Origin of the sequence: Rubripirellula obstinata, from assembly GCF_001642955.1 — a bacterium.
Classification (GTDB): Bacteria; Planctomycetota; Planctomycetia; order Pirellulales; family Pirellulaceae; genus Rubripirellula; species Rubripirellula obstinata.
Window position 1 is genome coordinate 1 of record NZ_LWSK01000043.1, and the last position, 17,127, is coordinate 17,127.

17 protein-coding genes, 1 tRNA gene and 1 pseudogene are annotated in these 17,127 nt (G+C 54.7%); 6 read left to right on the top strand and 13 right to left on the bottom strand.

What is annotated here, in order from left to right; translation table 11 throughout:
- On the bottom strand, window positions 1–195 hold a 195-nt coding region (locus tag RC85_RS28465), incomplete at its 3' end, for a hypothetical protein (RefSeq protein WP_238383124.1).
- Between RC85_RS28465 and RC85_RS12305 the strand changes: the two genes are divergently transcribed.
- Window positions 168–241 (top strand) — tRNA-Arg (locus RC85_RS12305). The two genes, RC85_RS28465 and RC85_RS12305, sit on opposite strands and share 28 nt — an antisense overlap.
- A gap of 275 nt (window positions 242–516) precedes the next feature.
- Here RC85_RS12305 and RC85_RS29030 read toward each other — a convergent pair.
- The 8 genes and pseudogenes from RC85_RS29030 to RC85_RS12370 all read right to left on the bottom strand — a co-directional run.
- Window positions 517–1,641, bottom strand: a pseudogene (locus RC85_RS29030) (tyrosine-type recombinase/integrase); the annotation flags it as partial.
- Window positions 1,642–1,792: 151 nt separating this feature from the next.
- Window positions 1,793–2,167 carry a hypothetical protein gene (locus RC85_RS12330; protein WP_149752941.1) on the bottom strand — a complete coding sequence of 125 codons (375 nt, stop codon included), beginning with the start codon at window positions 2,165–2,167 and terminating at the stop codon, window positions 1,793–1,795.
- A gap of 493 nt (window positions 2,168–2,660) precedes the next feature.
- Complete coding sequence (locus RC85_RS12335; RefSeq protein ID WP_068263068.1) at window positions 2,661–3,215, bottom strand: hypothetical protein; 555 nt, start codon at window positions 3,213–3,215, stop codon at window positions 2,661–2,663.
- Window positions 3,215–4,111: a hypothetical protein gene (locus RC85_RS12340; RefSeq protein ID WP_068263071.1), complete on the bottom strand. Its 897-nt coding sequence runs from the start codon at window positions 4,109–4,111 to the stop codon at window positions 3,215–3,217. The genes RC85_RS12335 and RC85_RS12340 overlap by 1 nt, the downstream gene beginning before the upstream one ends.
- 40 nt (window positions 4,112–4,151) lie before the next feature.
- Entirely contained in the window at window positions 4,152–5,456 is a 1,305-nt protein-coding gene (locus RC85_RS12345) for a hypothetical protein (protein ID WP_149752944.1), read from the bottom strand.
- Between the two features lie 327 nt (window positions 5,457–5,783).
- Window positions 5,784–5,990, bottom strand: coding sequence for a helix-turn-helix domain-containing protein (locus RC85_RS12355; protein ID WP_068263079.1), 207 nt, complete (start codon window positions 5,988–5,990; stop codon window positions 5,784–5,786).
- Between the two features lie 714 nt (window positions 5,991–6,704).
- Window positions 6,705–7,166 carry a hypothetical protein gene (locus tag RC85_RS12365; protein WP_068263083.1) on the bottom strand — a complete coding sequence of 154 codons (462 nt, stop codon included), beginning with the start codon at window positions 7,164–7,166 and terminating at the stop codon, window positions 6,705–6,707.
- A 210-nt stretch (window positions 7,167–7,376) separates the two neighbouring features.
- Entirely contained in the window at window positions 7,377–7,778 is a 402-nt protein-coding gene (locus RC85_RS12370) for a hypothetical protein (RefSeq protein ID WP_068263085.1), read from the bottom strand.
- Between the two features lie 361 nt (window positions 7,779–8,139).
- On the opposite strand from RC85_RS12370, the gene RC85_RS12380 reads away from it, so the two are divergent.
- A complete protein-coding gene (locus RC85_RS12380; RefSeq protein WP_068263090.1) occupies window positions 8,140–9,243 on the top strand; it encodes an HAF repeat-containing protein in 1,104 nt (367 codons plus the stop codon).
- A 55-nt stretch (window positions 9,244–9,298) separates the two neighbouring features.
- Here RC85_RS12380 and RC85_RS12385 read toward each other — a convergent pair whose 3' ends face one another.
- Together RC85_RS12385 and RC85_RS12390 are read right to left on the bottom strand one after the other, a co-directional pair.
- The gene (locus RC85_RS12385) at window positions 9,299–9,574 is read right to left on the bottom strand and encodes a hypothetical protein (RefSeq protein ID WP_068263092.1); all 276 of its coding nucleotides are present in this window, start codon (window positions 9,572–9,574) and stop codon (window positions 9,299–9,301) included.
- Between the two features lie 10 nt (window positions 9,575–9,584).
- Complete coding sequence (locus RC85_RS12390) at window positions 9,585–10,271, bottom strand: hypothetical protein (protein WP_068263095.1); 687 nt, start codon at window positions 10,269–10,271, stop codon at window positions 9,585–9,587.
- A gap of 471 nt (window positions 10,272–10,742) precedes the next feature.
- On the opposite strand from RC85_RS12390, the gene RC85_RS12395 reads away from it, so the two are divergent.
- Window positions 10,743–11,132, top strand: coding sequence for a hypothetical protein (locus RC85_RS12395; protein ID WP_068263097.1), 390 nt, complete (start codon window positions 10,743–10,745; stop codon window positions 11,130–11,132).
- Window positions 11,133–11,215: 83 nt separating this feature from the next.
- Window positions 11,216–11,806 (top strand): hypothetical protein, encoded by a 591-nt coding sequence (locus RC85_RS12400; RefSeq protein WP_149752947.1) that lies wholly within the window; start codon window positions 11,216–11,218, stop codon window positions 11,804–11,806.
- Between the two features lie 496 nt (window positions 11,807–12,302).
- Here RC85_RS12400 and RC85_RS27460 read toward each other — a convergent pair whose 3' ends face one another.
- Window positions 12,303–12,440, bottom strand: coding sequence for a hypothetical protein (locus RC85_RS27460; protein ID WP_162273204.1), 138 nt, complete (start codon window positions 12,438–12,440; stop codon window positions 12,303–12,305).
- A gap of 200 nt (window positions 12,441–12,640) precedes the next feature.
- Between RC85_RS27460 and RC85_RS12405 the strand changes: the two genes are divergently transcribed.
- Both RC85_RS12405 and RC85_RS12410 read left to right on the top strand, forming a co-directional pair.
- Window positions 12,641–13,453, top strand: a complete 813-nt coding sequence (locus RC85_RS12405) for an SDR family oxidoreductase (protein ID WP_068263120.1) — start codon at window positions 12,641–12,643, stop codon at window positions 13,451–13,453.
- 116 nt (window positions 13,454–13,569) lie between these two features.
- Window positions 13,570–14,646, top strand: a complete 1,077-nt coding sequence (locus tag RC85_RS12410) for a sugar kinase (protein ID WP_068263101.1) — start codon at window positions 13,570–13,572, stop codon at window positions 14,644–14,646.
- A 189-nt stretch (window positions 14,647–14,835) separates the two neighbouring features.
- Here RC85_RS12410 and RC85_RS12415 read toward each other — a convergent pair whose 3' ends face one another.
- On the bottom strand, window positions 14,836–16,551 hold the full coding sequence (locus RC85_RS12415; protein ID WP_068263103.1) for a response regulator: 1,716 nt from the start codon (window positions 16,549–16,551) through the stop codon (window positions 14,836–14,838).
- Between the last annotated feature and the right edge of the window lie 576 nt (window positions 16,552–17,127).

Sequence of the window (17,127 nt, forward strand, 5' to 3'; positions counted from 1 at the left end):
GCACGACGCGCGGGGCGATGCCCACGCGGTTAAACGAACTAACCCGTGTTTTCCGGGACCAAAACTCTTCACGGCGTTGCCCATCGCCCCCATCGGCAGCGACGCGACAAATTCAAAACGCCCCATCGGAACAATCCAACCCCATGTTAAACTGTCGCTGAAACGAAGCGCCCATAGCTCAGCTGGATAGAGCAACGGACTTCTAATCCGTAGGTCGAAGGTTCGAATCCTTCTGGGCGTGCTGTCCGCACCGTGTCGCATAGAACCGCACGGTGCCGCATCAGGCTGCATTTTCTTATAGGGAAAGCGGCCCGGCTTCTTGGCGGTTGGGCTGTCTGAACAGGGAGACAATTCGCACCCCGTCGCACCAGGCATGCACGCTGCCGCATCCCCGTTGGAAACAAATGGGAAACAAGTTCCATCGGTACCGGTCGCTGCCAGCATCGCGGGCACGGCGGTCATGTCGGCGTTGGCGACCACCGCCGCTGCCTCTGCGCCTTCGATCAAGTGCCCATAGCGGTCCATCGTCATCGTGATCGAGGAATGACGCATCACCGACTGAATCACCTTGGGCTGCACGCCTCTTGCCGCCAGCCACGCGCCACACGTATGACGAAGAGCATGGAAGTCTAATTCCTCGCCCGCCTCGTTCTTGGGAGTCAGAAATAGGCTTTTCTCTCGCTTGGCCCGCTCATCGGCGTCGTCGGTTTCCTTGATCCATAGGAACCGAGCAACTTCCAGATCCGCCCGAATCATCTTTGCCATGTCCCATTTGCTGGGCAAGGCGAACGCAGTTGCCCCCGGCATCTTGTTTGCCAAGTGTGACCGGAGCTCATTCGCTAGGCTTGCGTCGATGGTCTGGTGGGACGCTCGCCGATTCTTGGACTCGCCAGCAATCACTTTCACAAATGGATTCTTGCCTTCCAGGTGGAAGCTGCCACGGCCAAGCGATCGTACCTCTTTGGCCCGAAGACCGGTTTGCACGCAGAGTCGGTAGAGCAGTTGTCGTTCATTGGCAGGCATGCCGCGAAACTCACCAGCTAACGAAGTCGCATGCATCAGCCAAGCCCATTCATCTGGTAAGAGCATGCGGCGGGTATGCCTTCGATCAGCTTCCGAGTTGGGCTTGACGACCGATACGAACGGATCTCGGTTTAGTTTCTCGCTGCCGGTCAGCCACTTCGAGAACGCCTTGATTGCTGTCAGGCGTCCGCTAATCGTTCTCGCAGCCATTCCGTCACGCTTTAGCCCTGCCGCCCAACGGTTGGCCGAGTCAGCAGTGAAGTCACCAACGCAACTGCAGTTGGCGTACTCTGCGAACTCATTGATGTAGCCTTCGGTCTGCTTGATATGCTTTTCGGTTCTTCCAGCCGCCTCTAACTTCGCCCGATAGTCGATCAAGTGAGACTCAACTGTTCGGGCGGACTCCTTTTGGATTCGATCGGCCAGAGGATCAATGATCCCGAAGTGCTTCGCCGCATCATCAGAGAGCAGCTTCGCGAGAACCTGCTTCGCGGTTGCGTGGTCGGGCGTCCGAGTCGAAACAGTTTTCTTCTTTGTTCGCCCGCCCGGTAGCGTCTCCATGAAGGTTGCGTACCAGGGAGAGCCGGGTTTCGTCGATCTCTTAAACAGACTTGCCATCTGTGAATCACCTTTCACTTTCACCAATCTTGAAGTCGCGGCGGCGGTCCGGTGGTGAAGCCGGGTTTCGGATGTACGGTCCTAGCCGCCGCGAGTGCTGATTGTACGCCAACCAGCTATTGAAAGTATCGCCCATGAACGACACAGGCACTCATCGAGGTTTGTTGGTTTCGCTTCTTTGGGCTTGATCGCGGTCGGGTTGCGCCGGACGGTTGCCCGCGTTTCGACCAATCTCGGCATCAGTCTTCACTTTGCGAATCGTCCTATCGATGTCCAATCCGCGAAGCCGCCAACGCACTGCAGATTTGCGATCTTGGTCTTCGGGAAAGGTGTCATCGATCGCGTTCAGGTCGGCGATGCTTAGCCGTTCGCGAAGACTATCGATCCCGGTTCGACTCAGCTCATCGAATCCGCTTTTCAACTTCGCTAGCATGGCAAACCTGATGGCGGGCATCGGCGTTGCGTTGATTCGATCGATGGCGTCATAGAGTGTTTCGGGAGGTGTCATCGTTTGGGGATTGGTCATTGTCGTTGCCTCAAACTGGCTGAACTGGTCGAGTTGAGTAAAACTCAATTAACCTGGGTTTACTGGGGGTTAAATCGGGGTTCTTTTTTCGTGGCGATCGAAAACGACGGTGAATTACGGGGTGAAACAAACTCACTGAAACTTGCCCCGCAACCAGGGCACAGCGTTGACTCCGAGCCCCGGACAGACACAGAAGCAGGGCATTCCGTTCCGATGGGTGGGTGGCAGCGTGATTGCAAGCGTCCGAAGAACCTCCCGCCCGGCATGCTTTCCTGTCCCACCGTCGTGCCCATGTCGGCCCTGCTGTTGATCCCTTTCGCTCTGACTACTGATCTCACTTGTCTGCTCTGTTCCCCTTGTGTGGCTTTGGAGCGATCTCGTTTTCTCACTCGATCGGGATCAGCTGGTTTCTGGCTGAACGCTTTGGCTGCCCGGTAGGTTGCCAGTCTTTTGAGTGATTGATTCGGCATCGTGGTTTTGTAGTTGGTCACCATCAGACGGCCAGTTGATTGGTGGACTCACTTGGCTTGCCGTCTACTTGGTGCAGCCGCTCCTGCGCCCGCACTGATCCGGCTTGGCGTCTCAACACTTGGGATCGGAACCGAAGCAGCTTCAATTGCTGGTCACGCCTCGCAGCTGCTTCAGAATCGCAATGACAGCACGCCCATGACTCTTGTGACGTGTTGGCGTTCATCACTTCGTCGCACAGTTGGTTGCAGGTCGGGCACATCGGAACGGTCATCGGATCAACTTCAGTGAAGTCTTCGGCATCTTCCGCATCATCAACCGGCGATGACGGCGGCGAAGCCTGTTGCCTTGATTCGTCCATTGAACCAGCGGGTTTGCTGTTTCGCCTCGTTGCGGTGGCCCTTTGGCGTGATCGACTCCGCGAAAGCCTTGCGATCAGCGACGAGCGGCAGCGCTCCATGATCTCATACGCCGCCGCGGGGATTTCGTTTGGGCTGGAAAGCCGAAGATCCGTTTCACCGTGCAGGTTGATCGTCACGCCCATGCCGGCAAGTCGCGTCATTGCTTCGTTGGCATCCATCACGCTGCCTCCGATTCATCATCGTTGCTGATGGGTTGGCCGTCCGCATCAACGAACAGCAAGGTCGTGTCCCCTACCGTTTGATCGTTTGGCTTGGGCTTGGGCACGCCCCCAGTCATCCCAAGCATGTACTCGGCGAACTGTAGGAAACTCATCTGGTACTGGATGCAGGCTTGGTATTGATCTTCCAGTTTCGGTTCAATTGCTTCGATATCGGAGAGCAGCGTCAGCCCCGCGCTGGCGTCGATAAGACTGGCCTCCATTCTGCGGATTGCTGACCTAGCCAGCTTTCCCGGATCCTCTGGTCTACGCTCCCCTTTCGCTGACGCACTGGCGGCCCCATTCGAACTGCTCGACGGCCGGGACGCGGGGTAAGACTTGCCATCAGCACCAACGCGGCGAAGTGGTTCGGACGATTCTTGAGCGTTTTCAGGTTCGTGATTGGGAGCCTGAACGGAGTCTTGCCGATGAGCTTTCACCGTTGAATCAGAAACGCCAACAGCCTTGGCGATTGCATTGTTCGACCAATCCGGGAACTCTCGCAGTGCGGTTTCGATCGCTTTTCGCTTGTCGGCCTGGGATCTTCGCAAGCCGTGCTGCTGGTTCGCCCCAAGTGCGTGCTTGATTGCATCGAGCCTCGAGCCGGGACGTACCTCGGCGGGGATGCTCGTTCGTCCTGCTTGCTTCGCGGCCAGCGATCGGTGCCAGCCGTCACCAACCCAAAACTGATCGCCTTCCTGAAAGAACACTGGTACGGGAAACGGCGATCCCCGTCGCCCGTGATCTCGCCAAACTGTGGCATACTCATCGACAGTGGAATTTTCGGTGTGATCCCGGCACTGAGTAGTTGGGTCGAATTTTATCTGGTCGATTAAGACGGACTTCTGAACTGCCATTGTTTGCTCGGTTGGTGTTATTGGTTGGTTGCGACTTGCATCACGCCGCCGTCGAAAACGTGTCGATCTTTACTCGGGGGTTCAGGCCGATTCGGTTGAACTGATCGCGGATAATGTGGGCAGCGTCATCAGCAAAGGCTGGTCGAACCATCAATGCATCGTGAATTGGCTGAACAGGCTCGTCGGGATGATGTTTCGCCAGATACTCCCCGCAACCGTCGATCATCAAAAGTGACTCGAGGTGCTGCAGGAGGCACGCGGTATCCTGGTGGCGCTGCAGTTTCGTTTTCAGGACGTAGGCTGAAACCGTTGGAAAGTCTCGCTGCATGATCTGAAACAACGGGCTGCGAACAGTTGCCTCAGCCGTATCGAACAGCGGGATCAAAGTTGCTCGCTTAAACGATGTTTCAGGAAGCTCTCTAAGATCAATGGTTATGCAGCGTCCGTCATCCAGAGTGATCTGTGCGTTGACCGGGCCATTCATCGCCAGTACCGCTTCGCGGAAGTGCGGGTAGATCTCACGGGACTCGCTAAGGTCGAGCCACCTACGCAGATCTACCGGAACCTTGTTTCGCCAAAGCTCACCCCCCGAAAAACGCGCCACATATGGTAGTAGTGGTTCGCCGTTGGTGGTCCGCACCGGTGTTAGTTGGTGGGCCACCGCGAAAGCCAGCAGCACCGGCTGACATGCTGATACATCAATCACCGCCAGTGAATCTCCGTCTGCTCGCAGATGGTTTCGGATTGATCTTGGAGTCTGCGTTGAGAGGCTGTGGTATCGCCGATATTCGCATCGTTGAGCAAAGTCGTCACCGTTGACCCATCTTGCGATCGTCCAGGCGGTCCAGTGATCGGTCTCGCCAGCAATTGCCATTGGCGAAATTGAGAACCGGTCAAACAGACCGTGGAAGTGCTGGCCAGCTTCGCCAAGATTCTTAGGGTCTATCTCACGGATGATTGAGGCGATCTTCTGTGCAGGTTTCGTTTCAAGGCAATGCAGTGATGCCGCGCCATGCCGATGAGCGGTGGTCAGTCGGTATGACTTAGGGAATGCACTGGCGTTTGGAAATGCCTCGGTCGCACCGCTGCAATACCGATCGTTAATGTCTATCACGCCAGCGTCACGCATATCATTGATACGATTGCGATACGTGCGTCCAAGCATCCGTTTCAGTTCCGATCGGTGCATCCCGATCAAATGCCCTTGGTGCCGTCGCTCAGGTGTCTGTGCTGTCAGCAGCATCAAACGTGCTAAGAAGATCGCCCATCGGTCACCATCCGCACCAGATGGAAGATTGACCGTACTCGGTACGGCAACCATCACGCTGTCTTTACTCGTATTCATCATCGTCTCTTGTCTCGATTGTTGAAAATCCAAACCGACGACGGTGCAAGCCCTTGCTTTTCTAGGGCTGCGCGAGACAATGAGAAGCATCTTACTGAATCTCTTTGTCGCCGCGTCATCACCGCGTCGAACAATACTTCAGGTGGCCCGAATCACATCGGGTCACCTGTTTTCGTTTCTGGCGAACTGGTCACGCAGCTGGCGCGCTGTCCAGAATCACAGATCTCGGGTGCCTTCGGTTGCTCCCAATCAATTGGCTCGCCGTAACGATCGGCGATGCGATCAAGAACACCATCAGAATTGCGGAGCGTTGCGGGTTGGTGACGGCTAAGCATCGGCGATACCCACCTTGTTTTTCGCTACGTAGTCTCGAAGGTCATCAACGTCGAATCGGACGGATCGACCAATTCGTACAATGGGAATCGCCCCCGAAGCACGAAGCGACCAGAGCTTTCGCTTGCCGATGTTCAGCCATCGGGCTGCCTCGCTCTCTTTCAGCAGTTGAGGCTCGAAGGATTGGGTTGAATCAGCCACGAGAGGACACCGCCTTTCGTTTCTTGGCATTCTTCTTCCGCGGAAAAAGGAAGTCCCGAAGATCATCCGGTTCGATGAAGATCCGGCGTCCAATCTTCCTTGATTTCAAGATTCGCCCGTTCACGCCAGCTTTCATCCAGCGGCGATAGGTCATCGTTGACCAAGAGTGTCCCGTGAGCTTCTCGACTTCGTGATTAAGCGAGTTGAGCGTAATAAGCGCGGAGTGCATCAGTAGTCCCTGGTTCGTCGAATCAGGGCTGGCTTCGGTGCAGACAGAAGAACCGGCGCGTAACCCTAGAAATGAGTCGTGAACCTGTTACTTGCCGATATCGCAGGCACCCACCTTTGCAAAATCGCAAACACACTCTTGTGCTGGGTAAGCCGGATTACTCACGGTCGAAGTTAGTCGAGCCAATCCATCAGCTACGCTTCCGCCAATCCAGGGCGGCACTCTTGTCGCGTTATCGGGGCATCAGATTCCTCCATCGTGTGTGATGCTCCACGATCGTTACACTAGTTTACATTCCTAGCCGTTGCTGTTCAACACCATGAGGGCGATTGCAGCCTAGCGTTGAACGATGGCCTATCCACGGGGGTACACAATCAACGCACCGAAGGCGACTCCGGTGCGTTGTGAAGTTCCGAATGAGAGCAACTGCTAGATCGCGGCCACAGCGTCCAGGTTGATGCCCAGGCCAATACGCAGTTCATCGATCACTGCTGGTTCCCCTGGCTTCCGCTACCTAGACGCTCCGCGTGATCGATGGTCCCACCAAAACTGTCGGGAAGCCATCGGCGAACCAACGCCCAGCATTCGTCTTCTTGTTGCCTCATCAATTCGGTTGAGACTTTCGAGCATGTGCCATGTTGTAAGTAGGCGTGCCCGGCTTCGTGAAGGATAGTCACGATCGCATCGTCCGCATCTTCAAGGTCTTTTGCGTCAATGATGATGAAGCTACGCCTTTGGATCAGTGACGGACTAATGTGCCAACTATCACCGTAGTACGGAACAAAGAATGCAGACTCTAAAATCCTGTCCGCATCGTCGTAGGAAACGTAAGACAATGCTCTCGCCAGCAAACCAGCAAAGTCGTCGTAGAATCGGTAGCAGTCGTCCAGCTTGTTTTCGTAGATATCGTCGAACGAATATGAGCCCGATGTTGAATCGATCGTCATTGTGATGCAGTGGATTGAAGAACTGAAAGAAGTGTCAGCCAACCCGATCGACGCCAAGGCACGGACGCAGATCAGTTGACTATAGGATGCGGATCAGCCGCCTACCGTTTGAAGAGTCCATTGTCTTCAGGGCAAAACGCACTGGCAACTACCGGGGCATGGACAACGCACCGACGATAGCTTCGATGCGTTGCCATGCTCGGCCTGATGTTATCCCGCTGCAACAGTTGACTCTGACGCATCGTGCAGCTTTGGTACTGCCGTTGCCTGCCGGTCGATACGTGCGATCTTTGGGACGTGTTGGCGGAACTCTCGACAAGATGCCGAGTGCCCTTGCATCGCCGCCCGGTGGGAGGAGTAGCGGCGTTCCTCGAACACGCCATCACCGACCGTCATGGTTAGCCACAATTGCGGCTTTCGCCCGAAGTAGCCGATGGGTGTCATCAGGAAAACGGTCGTGATTGCGATACCGTTCGCGACGTTGGTTTTCAATCGCTTGCCCAATGCACAACGGGCATCTTTGGATAGCGATTCTTCCCAGTCGTCATACTGTGCCCATGTAACTGGTACGGGCTGGTCATCAGAACCGAGGATGTAGAGTTGGTTTGCCATTGGCGAGTCTCCATTGTTCGCAGTGGTTGCTGCGTTGGGTTGTGGTCCGCAGTGGTTGCTGCGGTTCGTGCGGTCTGCACTTCCGGTCGCCAGCAAGAGAGAGCCGACGACCGAAGAAACTTACCCTGCCATAACTGCCAGGGCAAGTCGATTCAGCAAAGATCAATTGGCTCGATGGCATCGGTTGCGAATCTTCTCGTTAATACCGGCATCGCCGATGACACCGATTGTTTTTGCAAGGACTAGCTTCGCGGTCAGCGCGACTTGGGAAAACTGATGTTGACCCTGTGCGGAAAAACCACGAAACCATGTTTTTCCGGGAAACTGAGTAGGCAAACACGTTGAGTAGGACACTTATACCATGATGCGATGGATCGTACTTTTCGCCGTTTGGATTGCAGTTCATGCTAGCTGGGTTCGTTCCGCCAGTGCCGACTACATCTTGACCGATCTTGGTACCCTCGGAGGTTTCGTGCAACCGCAAGGGTTGAACGAACTAGGTGTTGTCGTTGGCGTCTCTCGCAACCAGGACAATCGGCCAGAAGCGTTCCAATACGCAAATGGATCAATATCTTCGGTCGGTATCCTTGATTCGTATCCAACGTCAATCATCAACGAGAACGCTGCATCTGTTAACGATATGCATCAGATAGCTGGGACGTTTCATACGACCGCCGGAAACCAGCGTGGTTACCTAATGTCCAGCGGAACCTTCACGGATTTGGGAACGCTTGGTGGCGATCAAAGTCGTGGACACAGAATCAACAACCTTTCGCAAGTCGTCGGGGAATCCGAACGATCTGACGGAACGACGAGGGCTTTCCTTTACGAAGGTGGGGAAATGTCCGAACTCGGGACTCTCGGAGGAAGCTACAGCAGCGCAAACGACATAAGCGACTCTGGGTTCATTACTGGGTCATCAGCAACTTCGGATGGCAGCGTGCACGGATTTCTGTATCACGATGGAAACATGATTGACGTTGGAACCCTTGGGCATCCGATCGATCAGAGTTTCGCTCATCGGGTAAATAATCACGGTGATGTGATTGGCTTGTCCTATGAAACGGGTAGCGGTCAGCAGGCGTTTCTCTACAGCGATGGTGTGATGCAAAGCCTTGGAATCCACCAGGGCCAAGCGTTGGACATCAATGATGCTCGGCAGATCGTGGGGACCGCGAACGACTTAGCATTTCTATATGAGGGCGGCATAGTCACAATACTGAACGATGTCATACCAGAAGACTCTGGATGGGACTTAACGGTCGCATCTGGAATCAATGAGTCAGGACAGATCATTGGTTGGGGGCGTAAACTGGGCGTCGATGAGAACCAAGGGTTTCTGCTAACCCCTGTCAGGTCTGTTCCCGAGCCCAATTACCTTTCAGCACTGCTGCTCATTTGCTTGGTGGCATGCATACGCATCCGGTCTATTCGCAGATGTGCTACACCTCGCCAGTCGTACTAATGGCATCCGATGCATTTCGTATCGCAAAACCATAGTCTGCTGAACACATCGGATGTTAACGCGGCTTGTTTCCATCCTTTGACTTGCTTTGTTTGGGGCTCCTCTTGGCCTCCTGAGCAGTCGCCATCATGTTGATCCAGTCCAGCACCCAGACGCCACGATGCAGGGTCTTGCTGCCGACGAGAACGCTTTTGAGCGAACCATCGCGACGGGCCAGCAATTGGGTATGGTGACTGATCCCACGTGCTGCCAAGTCAGCAATGCCAAGCAAGTCATTCGGATCGATCGACTTTGGAACGACTCGCTCCGGTGTGTTTTGTTGTTTCGCCACTTGGCATCACCTATCCGAACAGGCTGGAAAATAGTCCGCCCGTTTTGTTGGTCGTCTGATTGGTCGTTGTTCCTACAGTGGAACGAGCAATGTTTTGGGGCAGCAGAGTACGCAACTGATAGTCTTGGCCGCCAAGCTGGGCTAGCTGATTCAGCGAGTTGACGTTGGCGTTGTCGAGCAACTGGGCACGCTGCCCCATGATCCCGCCCATGTACTGCTGTTGACGGCTTCGGGCTTGGCCGAGTGCCGAGTTGCGTTCTCTTTCTACAAGTGCGTTCATCCCCGGTGCGACCGATGAGTTGTACAACCCGCGATTGGCAAGACTCTGGCCGACGTTGCCTTGGCGTGAATCGTATCGCCTGTTCGTGTCCGCGATCTCTTGCTGACGGTAACCTTGAACAGCATCTAACTGACGATCCAGATCAGCACGCAACGCACCGGTTCGTTGACCGCTAAGACCTCGCAGGAAATTGGCGTACTTCGCTGATGCCTGATCCGCAACGCCAAGCTGCTTGTTGAACAAACCAAGCTGGCTTGCATCAAAACGTCTTGATGTGGTTCCGTTCCTTGACTGAGTACCAGTTGTCCCGAACAAGCTGCCGTTGAACGCGCTTTTCGATAGCCCGTGACCGGCTGCCATCAACGATCCGGACAGTGCTGCGGGAACGCCGGCAGCGAACAACGCGGGAAGAACCATGACAGACCCCAGTCTCTTAGAAATAGATCGCAACGATGGCGGCGCGTTCCACTACGAAGAACCATCATTCGTTACTCAGTTGACATGCAAACTGTAGCAAAATAGCGACCGATCCCAAACGCTCCGACAAGTATGAAACGATTCGGGCGATGCCATCGAGCGGGATTCATGCAGCGATTCGCTGACGGCAAGAATCATTGGATGTATTGAGGCGGTGTTTGGTGAGACCGTGAAATTTTTTTCGTGGTTTTTTTGAGGACAGGGGCAGGGGATAACTAGGTACGTGGGCAAAGAATTGGGCGGGGGTCCGGGTCAAAAAAAGGAAACCGATATGAGCCTCTCCCGTTCGATCACCATTGCCTAGGCTAGCCTACCCATGTCATCATTTGCTTGCTGCACGCTGCACGTCATCTATCGCGACCACCACCGCGAACAAACATCCATCACCACTGCTACAGCTTTGGGTCATCAATGAAGTATCAGCTATCGAATCGCCAATTGAAAGAACTACGGCAGAACGGGCGTCCATTGTCGATCTGCTTGCCTGCGCCTTCCGACTTGCCCGCCGATCTAGTTCGATGGTCATCGACTCGGCTTCCCGACGTTGCTGATGCGATCACGGGGGCAGTGGCCGATGAAGTGACTTGCCATGCTTCGACGTTACCGGGTGTTCCTGGCGCTGCTGGTCTGTTCGGAACGATTCGCGACGACTGGGATGATGATCGATACTGCTTCCGAGTTCCAGTTGTCGTTGTCAGCTTGGAACCTGCACGGATTCGCGGTGGGAAGCTCCGGCGACAATGGCCCGGTGGCGCGATAGTCGAACCAAACGACGCGAAACAAGTTGACTCGCCCGAATAGTCGGCAAGAGTTGAGTGCATGGAATCCCCGTGCGTCCAATCAACCCCGTTGCGACAGCCATCGCAGTTATCGAGGCAACCACCATGACAATTCGTGATCTATTCACGCGCTCGCTGTTCACGCAGCCGCCAATTCTCTTTGCTGCTGCATCGTCAGCGGCAGCCGTCACGTCATCGACGGACAATCCCAACCGCGACCCTTTCGACAATGGCCTGTTCATCGGCACCCGCAAACGTGGACAGCGATTCGTCCGTTATCCCGATGGCGAAATCCGAACGGTTGACGTTGACTTTGATCGGGAAGTTTTTAACGATCCCGATTCAAGCCCCAAGGCCAAGCCGCAATCAGTTGACGCATCAACTGATGAGGTTCCTGCAAACGATTCGGAAACGGACGCGGTTCAAGCCATCGCCGCCGCGATGATCGCCGCCCGGCCCGGTACGCTTGTTGCCGTCGCCCACACCGCCAAGGGTGAAGTGATCGCCGCGACCGCCACCGCCGCTAAGCGTGGACTGACACCAGCGACGTTCAGGGCTGCAATGCGATCGCTTCCGGCCAATGCGAAACAGGTCACGTTCGCCGCTTCTGGTTCACTGGCGATGGATGTGCAAGAGGCTGCGTTGGTTGTGGCCGATGCGTTCCTTGTTCGGATACTCAACTTCATCGCCGTTTGATCGACGACAATCAAAGCACCGCTCTCCTCAGCGGTTCCTATTGAGCCGGGTACGCCTCCGAATCTGGACGGCTTGCCCGGCTCTTTTCGTTGGATCAACCCGATTTGGTGGCGATTGGTCCAAAGTCCGGTTATGCGTCCCCCAGATTGCGCCCTCTCGCGCTTCGATGGGGTCACCCGACTACTGACACCCCTGAAAACTGGCGTTCTTGATGACCAGGGTGGATTGTCTTTTGAGGGGATCAGGTGGTCGGGCGGCGTGCAGTCTGAAAGATCGAGGTTCCCAATTGGGAACGTGGAGTCCCGGTATACGGTTCGTGCTTGTCGCTCAACAGGTTCCCAATTAGGAACGTGGAGCCACAGGTTTGAGAGTCCCGATTGTCACTGGGTAGGTTCCCAATTGGGAACGTGAATTAACCACGACGACCGGAAACCGTGATCCTGGGCACCGTGGCCGGGAATCCGACCACGGGCATCAACATCGTTCACCAGTGCGATCAGTCGGCCAAGAACTCAGCCGTTGCGACTTCCAGAACTCGGGCGCGTTGCTCTGGTTCCAGGTCTGCCCAAAGTGCCAGCAGTTCGGCGGACTGCTTGTCCCTCAGATCGATCGATTCTGTGCCCGATGGAAACAAATAAGAAACAGGTGGCCGTGAATCATCGTTTTTACTTGGTTTTTCAACGGTTTCCCCCGGACTTCTAATCCGTAGGTCGAAGGTTCGAATCCTTCTGGGCGTGCTGTTGGTCCGGGGCTGGTGCGTCAGGGAAGCCGGGGTAGCCGAATGTCATGTTCTAGCTCTTTCGTTGGGTTTCGCTGGAGATTATGGTGTTCGGCATGACAGATATATTCAAATTAGATGACGATGTGGCCACGGTCATCGGTGGCACGGGGGAGCTTGGCGGATTGATGGCTGAGGCTCTTGCGGTGCAGGGTGCCAAAGTTGCCGTGGTTGGGCGGAATGCCGAACGCGGGAACGCTCGGGCTCAGAAGATCGTTGACGATGGTGGTCAGGCAAAGTTCTTTGCCGCTGATGGAATGTCGGCTGAATCGGTCGATAGTGCTCGCCAAGCGATCAAGCAGTGGGCGGGCAGCCCGACTTCGGTTTTGGTCAACGCGGCTGGGGGAAATCGGCCGGAGGCTACGATTCAACCAGGCGGCGATGTGTGCAAGTTGCCGCTGGATGCTTGGCGGGATGTGTTTGATCTGAACCTAGTCGGCGGAGCACTATTACCGAGCCAGATTTTTGCACCCGACATGATCGAAGCCGGCAATGGCAGCGTGATCAACATCGCATCAATGTCCGGAATGATCCCGCTTTCTCGCGTGGTTGCTTATTCCGCAGCCAAGAGCGCAGTGATTAACTTGACGCTCTGGTTGGCTCGCGAATGGGCCAAGACCGGCGTTCGCGTGAACGCGATCAGTCCTGGCTTCTTCCCTGCTGAGCAAAATAAAAAGCTGTTGTTCAATGAAGACGGGTCGTACACCGAGCGGGGCGGTCAGATCATTGGGCACACGCCGATGGATCGTTTTGGCAAACCCGCAGAATTGGCCGGAGCGGTTGTTTGGTTGGCCAGTCGGCGTGCGTCGTCCTTCGTGACCGGACAGAACATCGCCGTCGATGGCGGGTTTGCGTCAGTGACGATTTAGAAAAGAGCGATTAGCTTTTTGTAGTGGAGCTTGTTAGAGCTCCTAGAATCAGACATGTCCTCACTCGTGGGATCTTTAACAAGATCCACTACCGCCCTCAGCCCTTTGCACCTTCCATGATCGATCTTCGCAGCGACGCCAAATACGCCCTGGTCATTCCCACCAGCATGGGCACGCGACTGACACCGGTGAACCATCAACCGTTTCACTGCAGCGATACGTTCAAAATGACAGCCAGTAGTGCTGAATCAAATGTTGCCAGCGTGTCGTCTTTCCTTGGTTTGCCGGTGAAGATTTTGACGGCGTTTGTCAAAGACAGCCCGGTGGCTCGATTCATTAAGGATGACCTCGGTCGTCGGCACATGGACTTTGAAGGCCCCGAATTCGACCAAGACAATCCATGGGGATACCGTCACCAAATCAACATGGCCGATAGCGGTTGGGGGTCACGTGGTCCGCGTGTCCAGAACGATCGCGCTGGTGAAGTCGGACGCAAGCTGAACGTCAAGGATTTTGATTTGGAACGAGTTTTTGGCGATGAGGGTGCCAAGATCGTTCACTTGTCGGGACTGATCGCGGCGTTGTCGGAGGACACAAGTCAGTTCTGTTTAGAAATTGCTCGGACTGCAAAGAAGCATGGTTCAAGAATTTCGTTTGACCTCAACCACCGAGCCTCGTTCTGGAAAGGGCGTGAGTCGGAACTGTCAGCCGCGTTTAAAGAGATCGCCAGCCTGTCGGATTTCCTGATCGGAAACGAAGAGGACTTTCAATTGTGCTTAGACATCGAAGGCCCCGAAGCAGGCGGCAAGGATATCGGAGCCAAGATCGATGGATTCAAAGATATGATTGGTCGCATCAAAAGCGAATACAGCGGCGCGACGTTGTTTGCGACGACGCTTCGGGAAGTCGAAAGCGCTAACTTGCATCAGTGGGGCGCGATCGTTTCACACGGCAGCGATTTCTGCGTGGTGGAGCCTCGTGAAATCGGAGTCATGGACCGCATCGGTGGCGGCGATGGGTTTGTCGGCGGATTGCTCTACGGTGTCTTGCAAGGCTGGGACGCCGAAAAGAGCACCCAGTTTGGTTGGGCGACCGGAGCACTGGCGGCGACAATGTTGACCGATTATGCCCAACCCGCCGACGAAGATCAGGTGTGGAGCATTTGGGCCGGGAACGCGCGAGTGCAACGCTAAGAGAAGAACGCAAAGCGGAGGAGATCTGGGCGACGCGAGCAATGTAGAACGGAACCCCGTTCTACGTTAAGGAACGAGTGGGAAATTAGTGGCGGGGAAATTGGTAGCGAAAGTCGCCAAGACTTTCGGTTTGTCGAGTTGCCGAAACTCTTGGCGAGTTTCGCTACGACACTTATTCTTCCGACGTTCCTAAGTCTTTTCTTCGCCCGGCCCTGTGGAAGTATCCAAGACCGTGTTGACCACATCGACTAGCTGATCCAGGCGGAATGGCTTGAACAACACGCACTTGGGGTGAAGTCCATTTTGACGTGCTTTGACGATCGAGTGTCCTGGGTCGTAACCAAAGCCGGTCATCAACGCCATGGGCACATGCGGCATCAATTCGCCTAATCGCAACATCAATTGATAGCCGCTGTAATCGGGCAAGCGAATGTCGGCGATGATCACGTCATACGTGCAAGCTGAACCGCTACCGCGCACCATCAAAATGGCTTCGTCACCCTTGTGAGCTGTTTCGACAATGCATCCGTAACGTTCGAGCAGCTTGTGGGCGTCTTCCCGAACTTGGTCATCGGCGTCGACGACTAGAATTCGTTTGCCTTGCAAAGCCAAATGCTGAGGCGACTGGACACCGACGGGCACCGCTTCGAGCGGCGTCATTTTCTGACCGATCTGCTGAATCGTATGTTTAATGTCGCGTGCATTTTGAAGAATGCGTTGCAGACGATCGACCACTTCCGAACTATGCCCGATGTAACCTTCCATCACATTGACGGCGTCATTGAGGATTTCATCAACGGGCATTGCGACGGCGCTGTGAATCGCATCGCAACTCTGCTGCGCCGTGTTTGCCTTTTGAGCGACCAACAATTCCAGCGTGTTAAGAGCGAAGGCAACGTCGCGAGCGAAGATTTCTAAGAACTGCAAATCGCTGTCGGTAAACGCATTGGGGTCAGGCGATTCGACGTTGATGGTGCCCAGGACCTGATCGTGCAAAATTAGCGGAGCAGTAATTGAGCTACGAGAACTATCGACACCTGGGATGAACAAGGGATCGTTCTCGACGTCTTGGCACACGTAGCTCATGCCGCTGGCAGCGACGTAACCGGTGACGCCATTGCCGTTGGGGTGCGCATACAATTGACGATCGGCCGCCGCTTGGTCGATGCCGACGCTAAGCAATGGCACCATGTTGCCTGTTGCGTGTTCCAGCAAGCGAATTTCGATCACTTCAAAATTCAACAAGTCACTTAGATAGTGACGAATGTTTTCTTTGAGCAAGTCGATTCGATCATCGACTTCCATCATGAAAATTTCTGACGGGCGGAGGTCCGCAAGCTCGCGACCGGCTTGGTGGATTGCGGCAAGCTTTTGTTGTTGCAGAATTTCTTCGGTGATATCGCTGACCGTTACGATCAACTGACGTTGGTGCGACGGATCGACCAGCGGTGCGGCATGAACCTGGTAGAACCGGTTGTCAGAAGTGTGAAGTGTGCTGTTACTTTCCTCGCCGGTCGCGAGAGCCGTGTGGAATGGGCAAAAGTCGGGCCCCATGATTTCGGGTTCGGCAAGAATCTTGTAGAAGTTCATTCCGGCCAAGGATCCTTCTTGGTTGGACCATTGTTCTAACCGGCGATTCGCCCACAGCACTCGAATGTCTGAATCGAGCAGGGCAACGCCCTCGGGCATGTCGCGAAGCATCAGTCCGCTTTGGGCAATCCCGCGCAGCTCGCTCAGTTGGGGCAATTGATCGCGAGCGATCCAAACTCCGTCGATCGTCTCTGGGCTCAATTGGTCGACAATCGCAACCGAACTGTCCACCTGAATCACTTCATCGCGACGAATATCTTTGGGCAGGGTGCTAGGGTCGCCAACGCAGATCAAACGCGGGGCACTTGAGGGCATCGATGGATCCCTGGACTGGTCGCTTGCCATGCGTTCAGTACCGGATGCCGTTGCTTCTGGCGACTGATTCAAGATCGACTCCCATGAAATTCGCAGCTCCCGACGGCACGATGCCGGCGGTGGACAGCTCCCCCCTCTGATTCAACAGCATGCCGCTGTTGATCTTGCTCAAAGTTTTGACACTCCGACAATTTAATACTGACAACCTAATACTGGACTCAAACGTCGCTTGAGTACAACTTCTTTCATGCCCGTTAACAACGAAATCATTCAAAACGGTGCATTCGTGACGCAGCGCGGCACCGCTGGAAAGATATCATCGGCATAATACGTTGAAAAAATCGACTTGTGATAGGCTCATTTGTCAACTTTAGGGCCAACGTCTAGTGGCCTGCCCTTGTGGATGCCCCATGGGAACAAATTTGGCAATCAATATGCGGAAGAAAACGAGGAAACCCGCTGCTTTTTTTAAGAATAATTTGCAAACTTCAAAAGAATTTTTGGTTCCAGCGTGCGACGGGCTCGGCGGCCGGATAATTTGCCCTTTTTCCCTATCTTAGTGCGTTGCGGATGTTG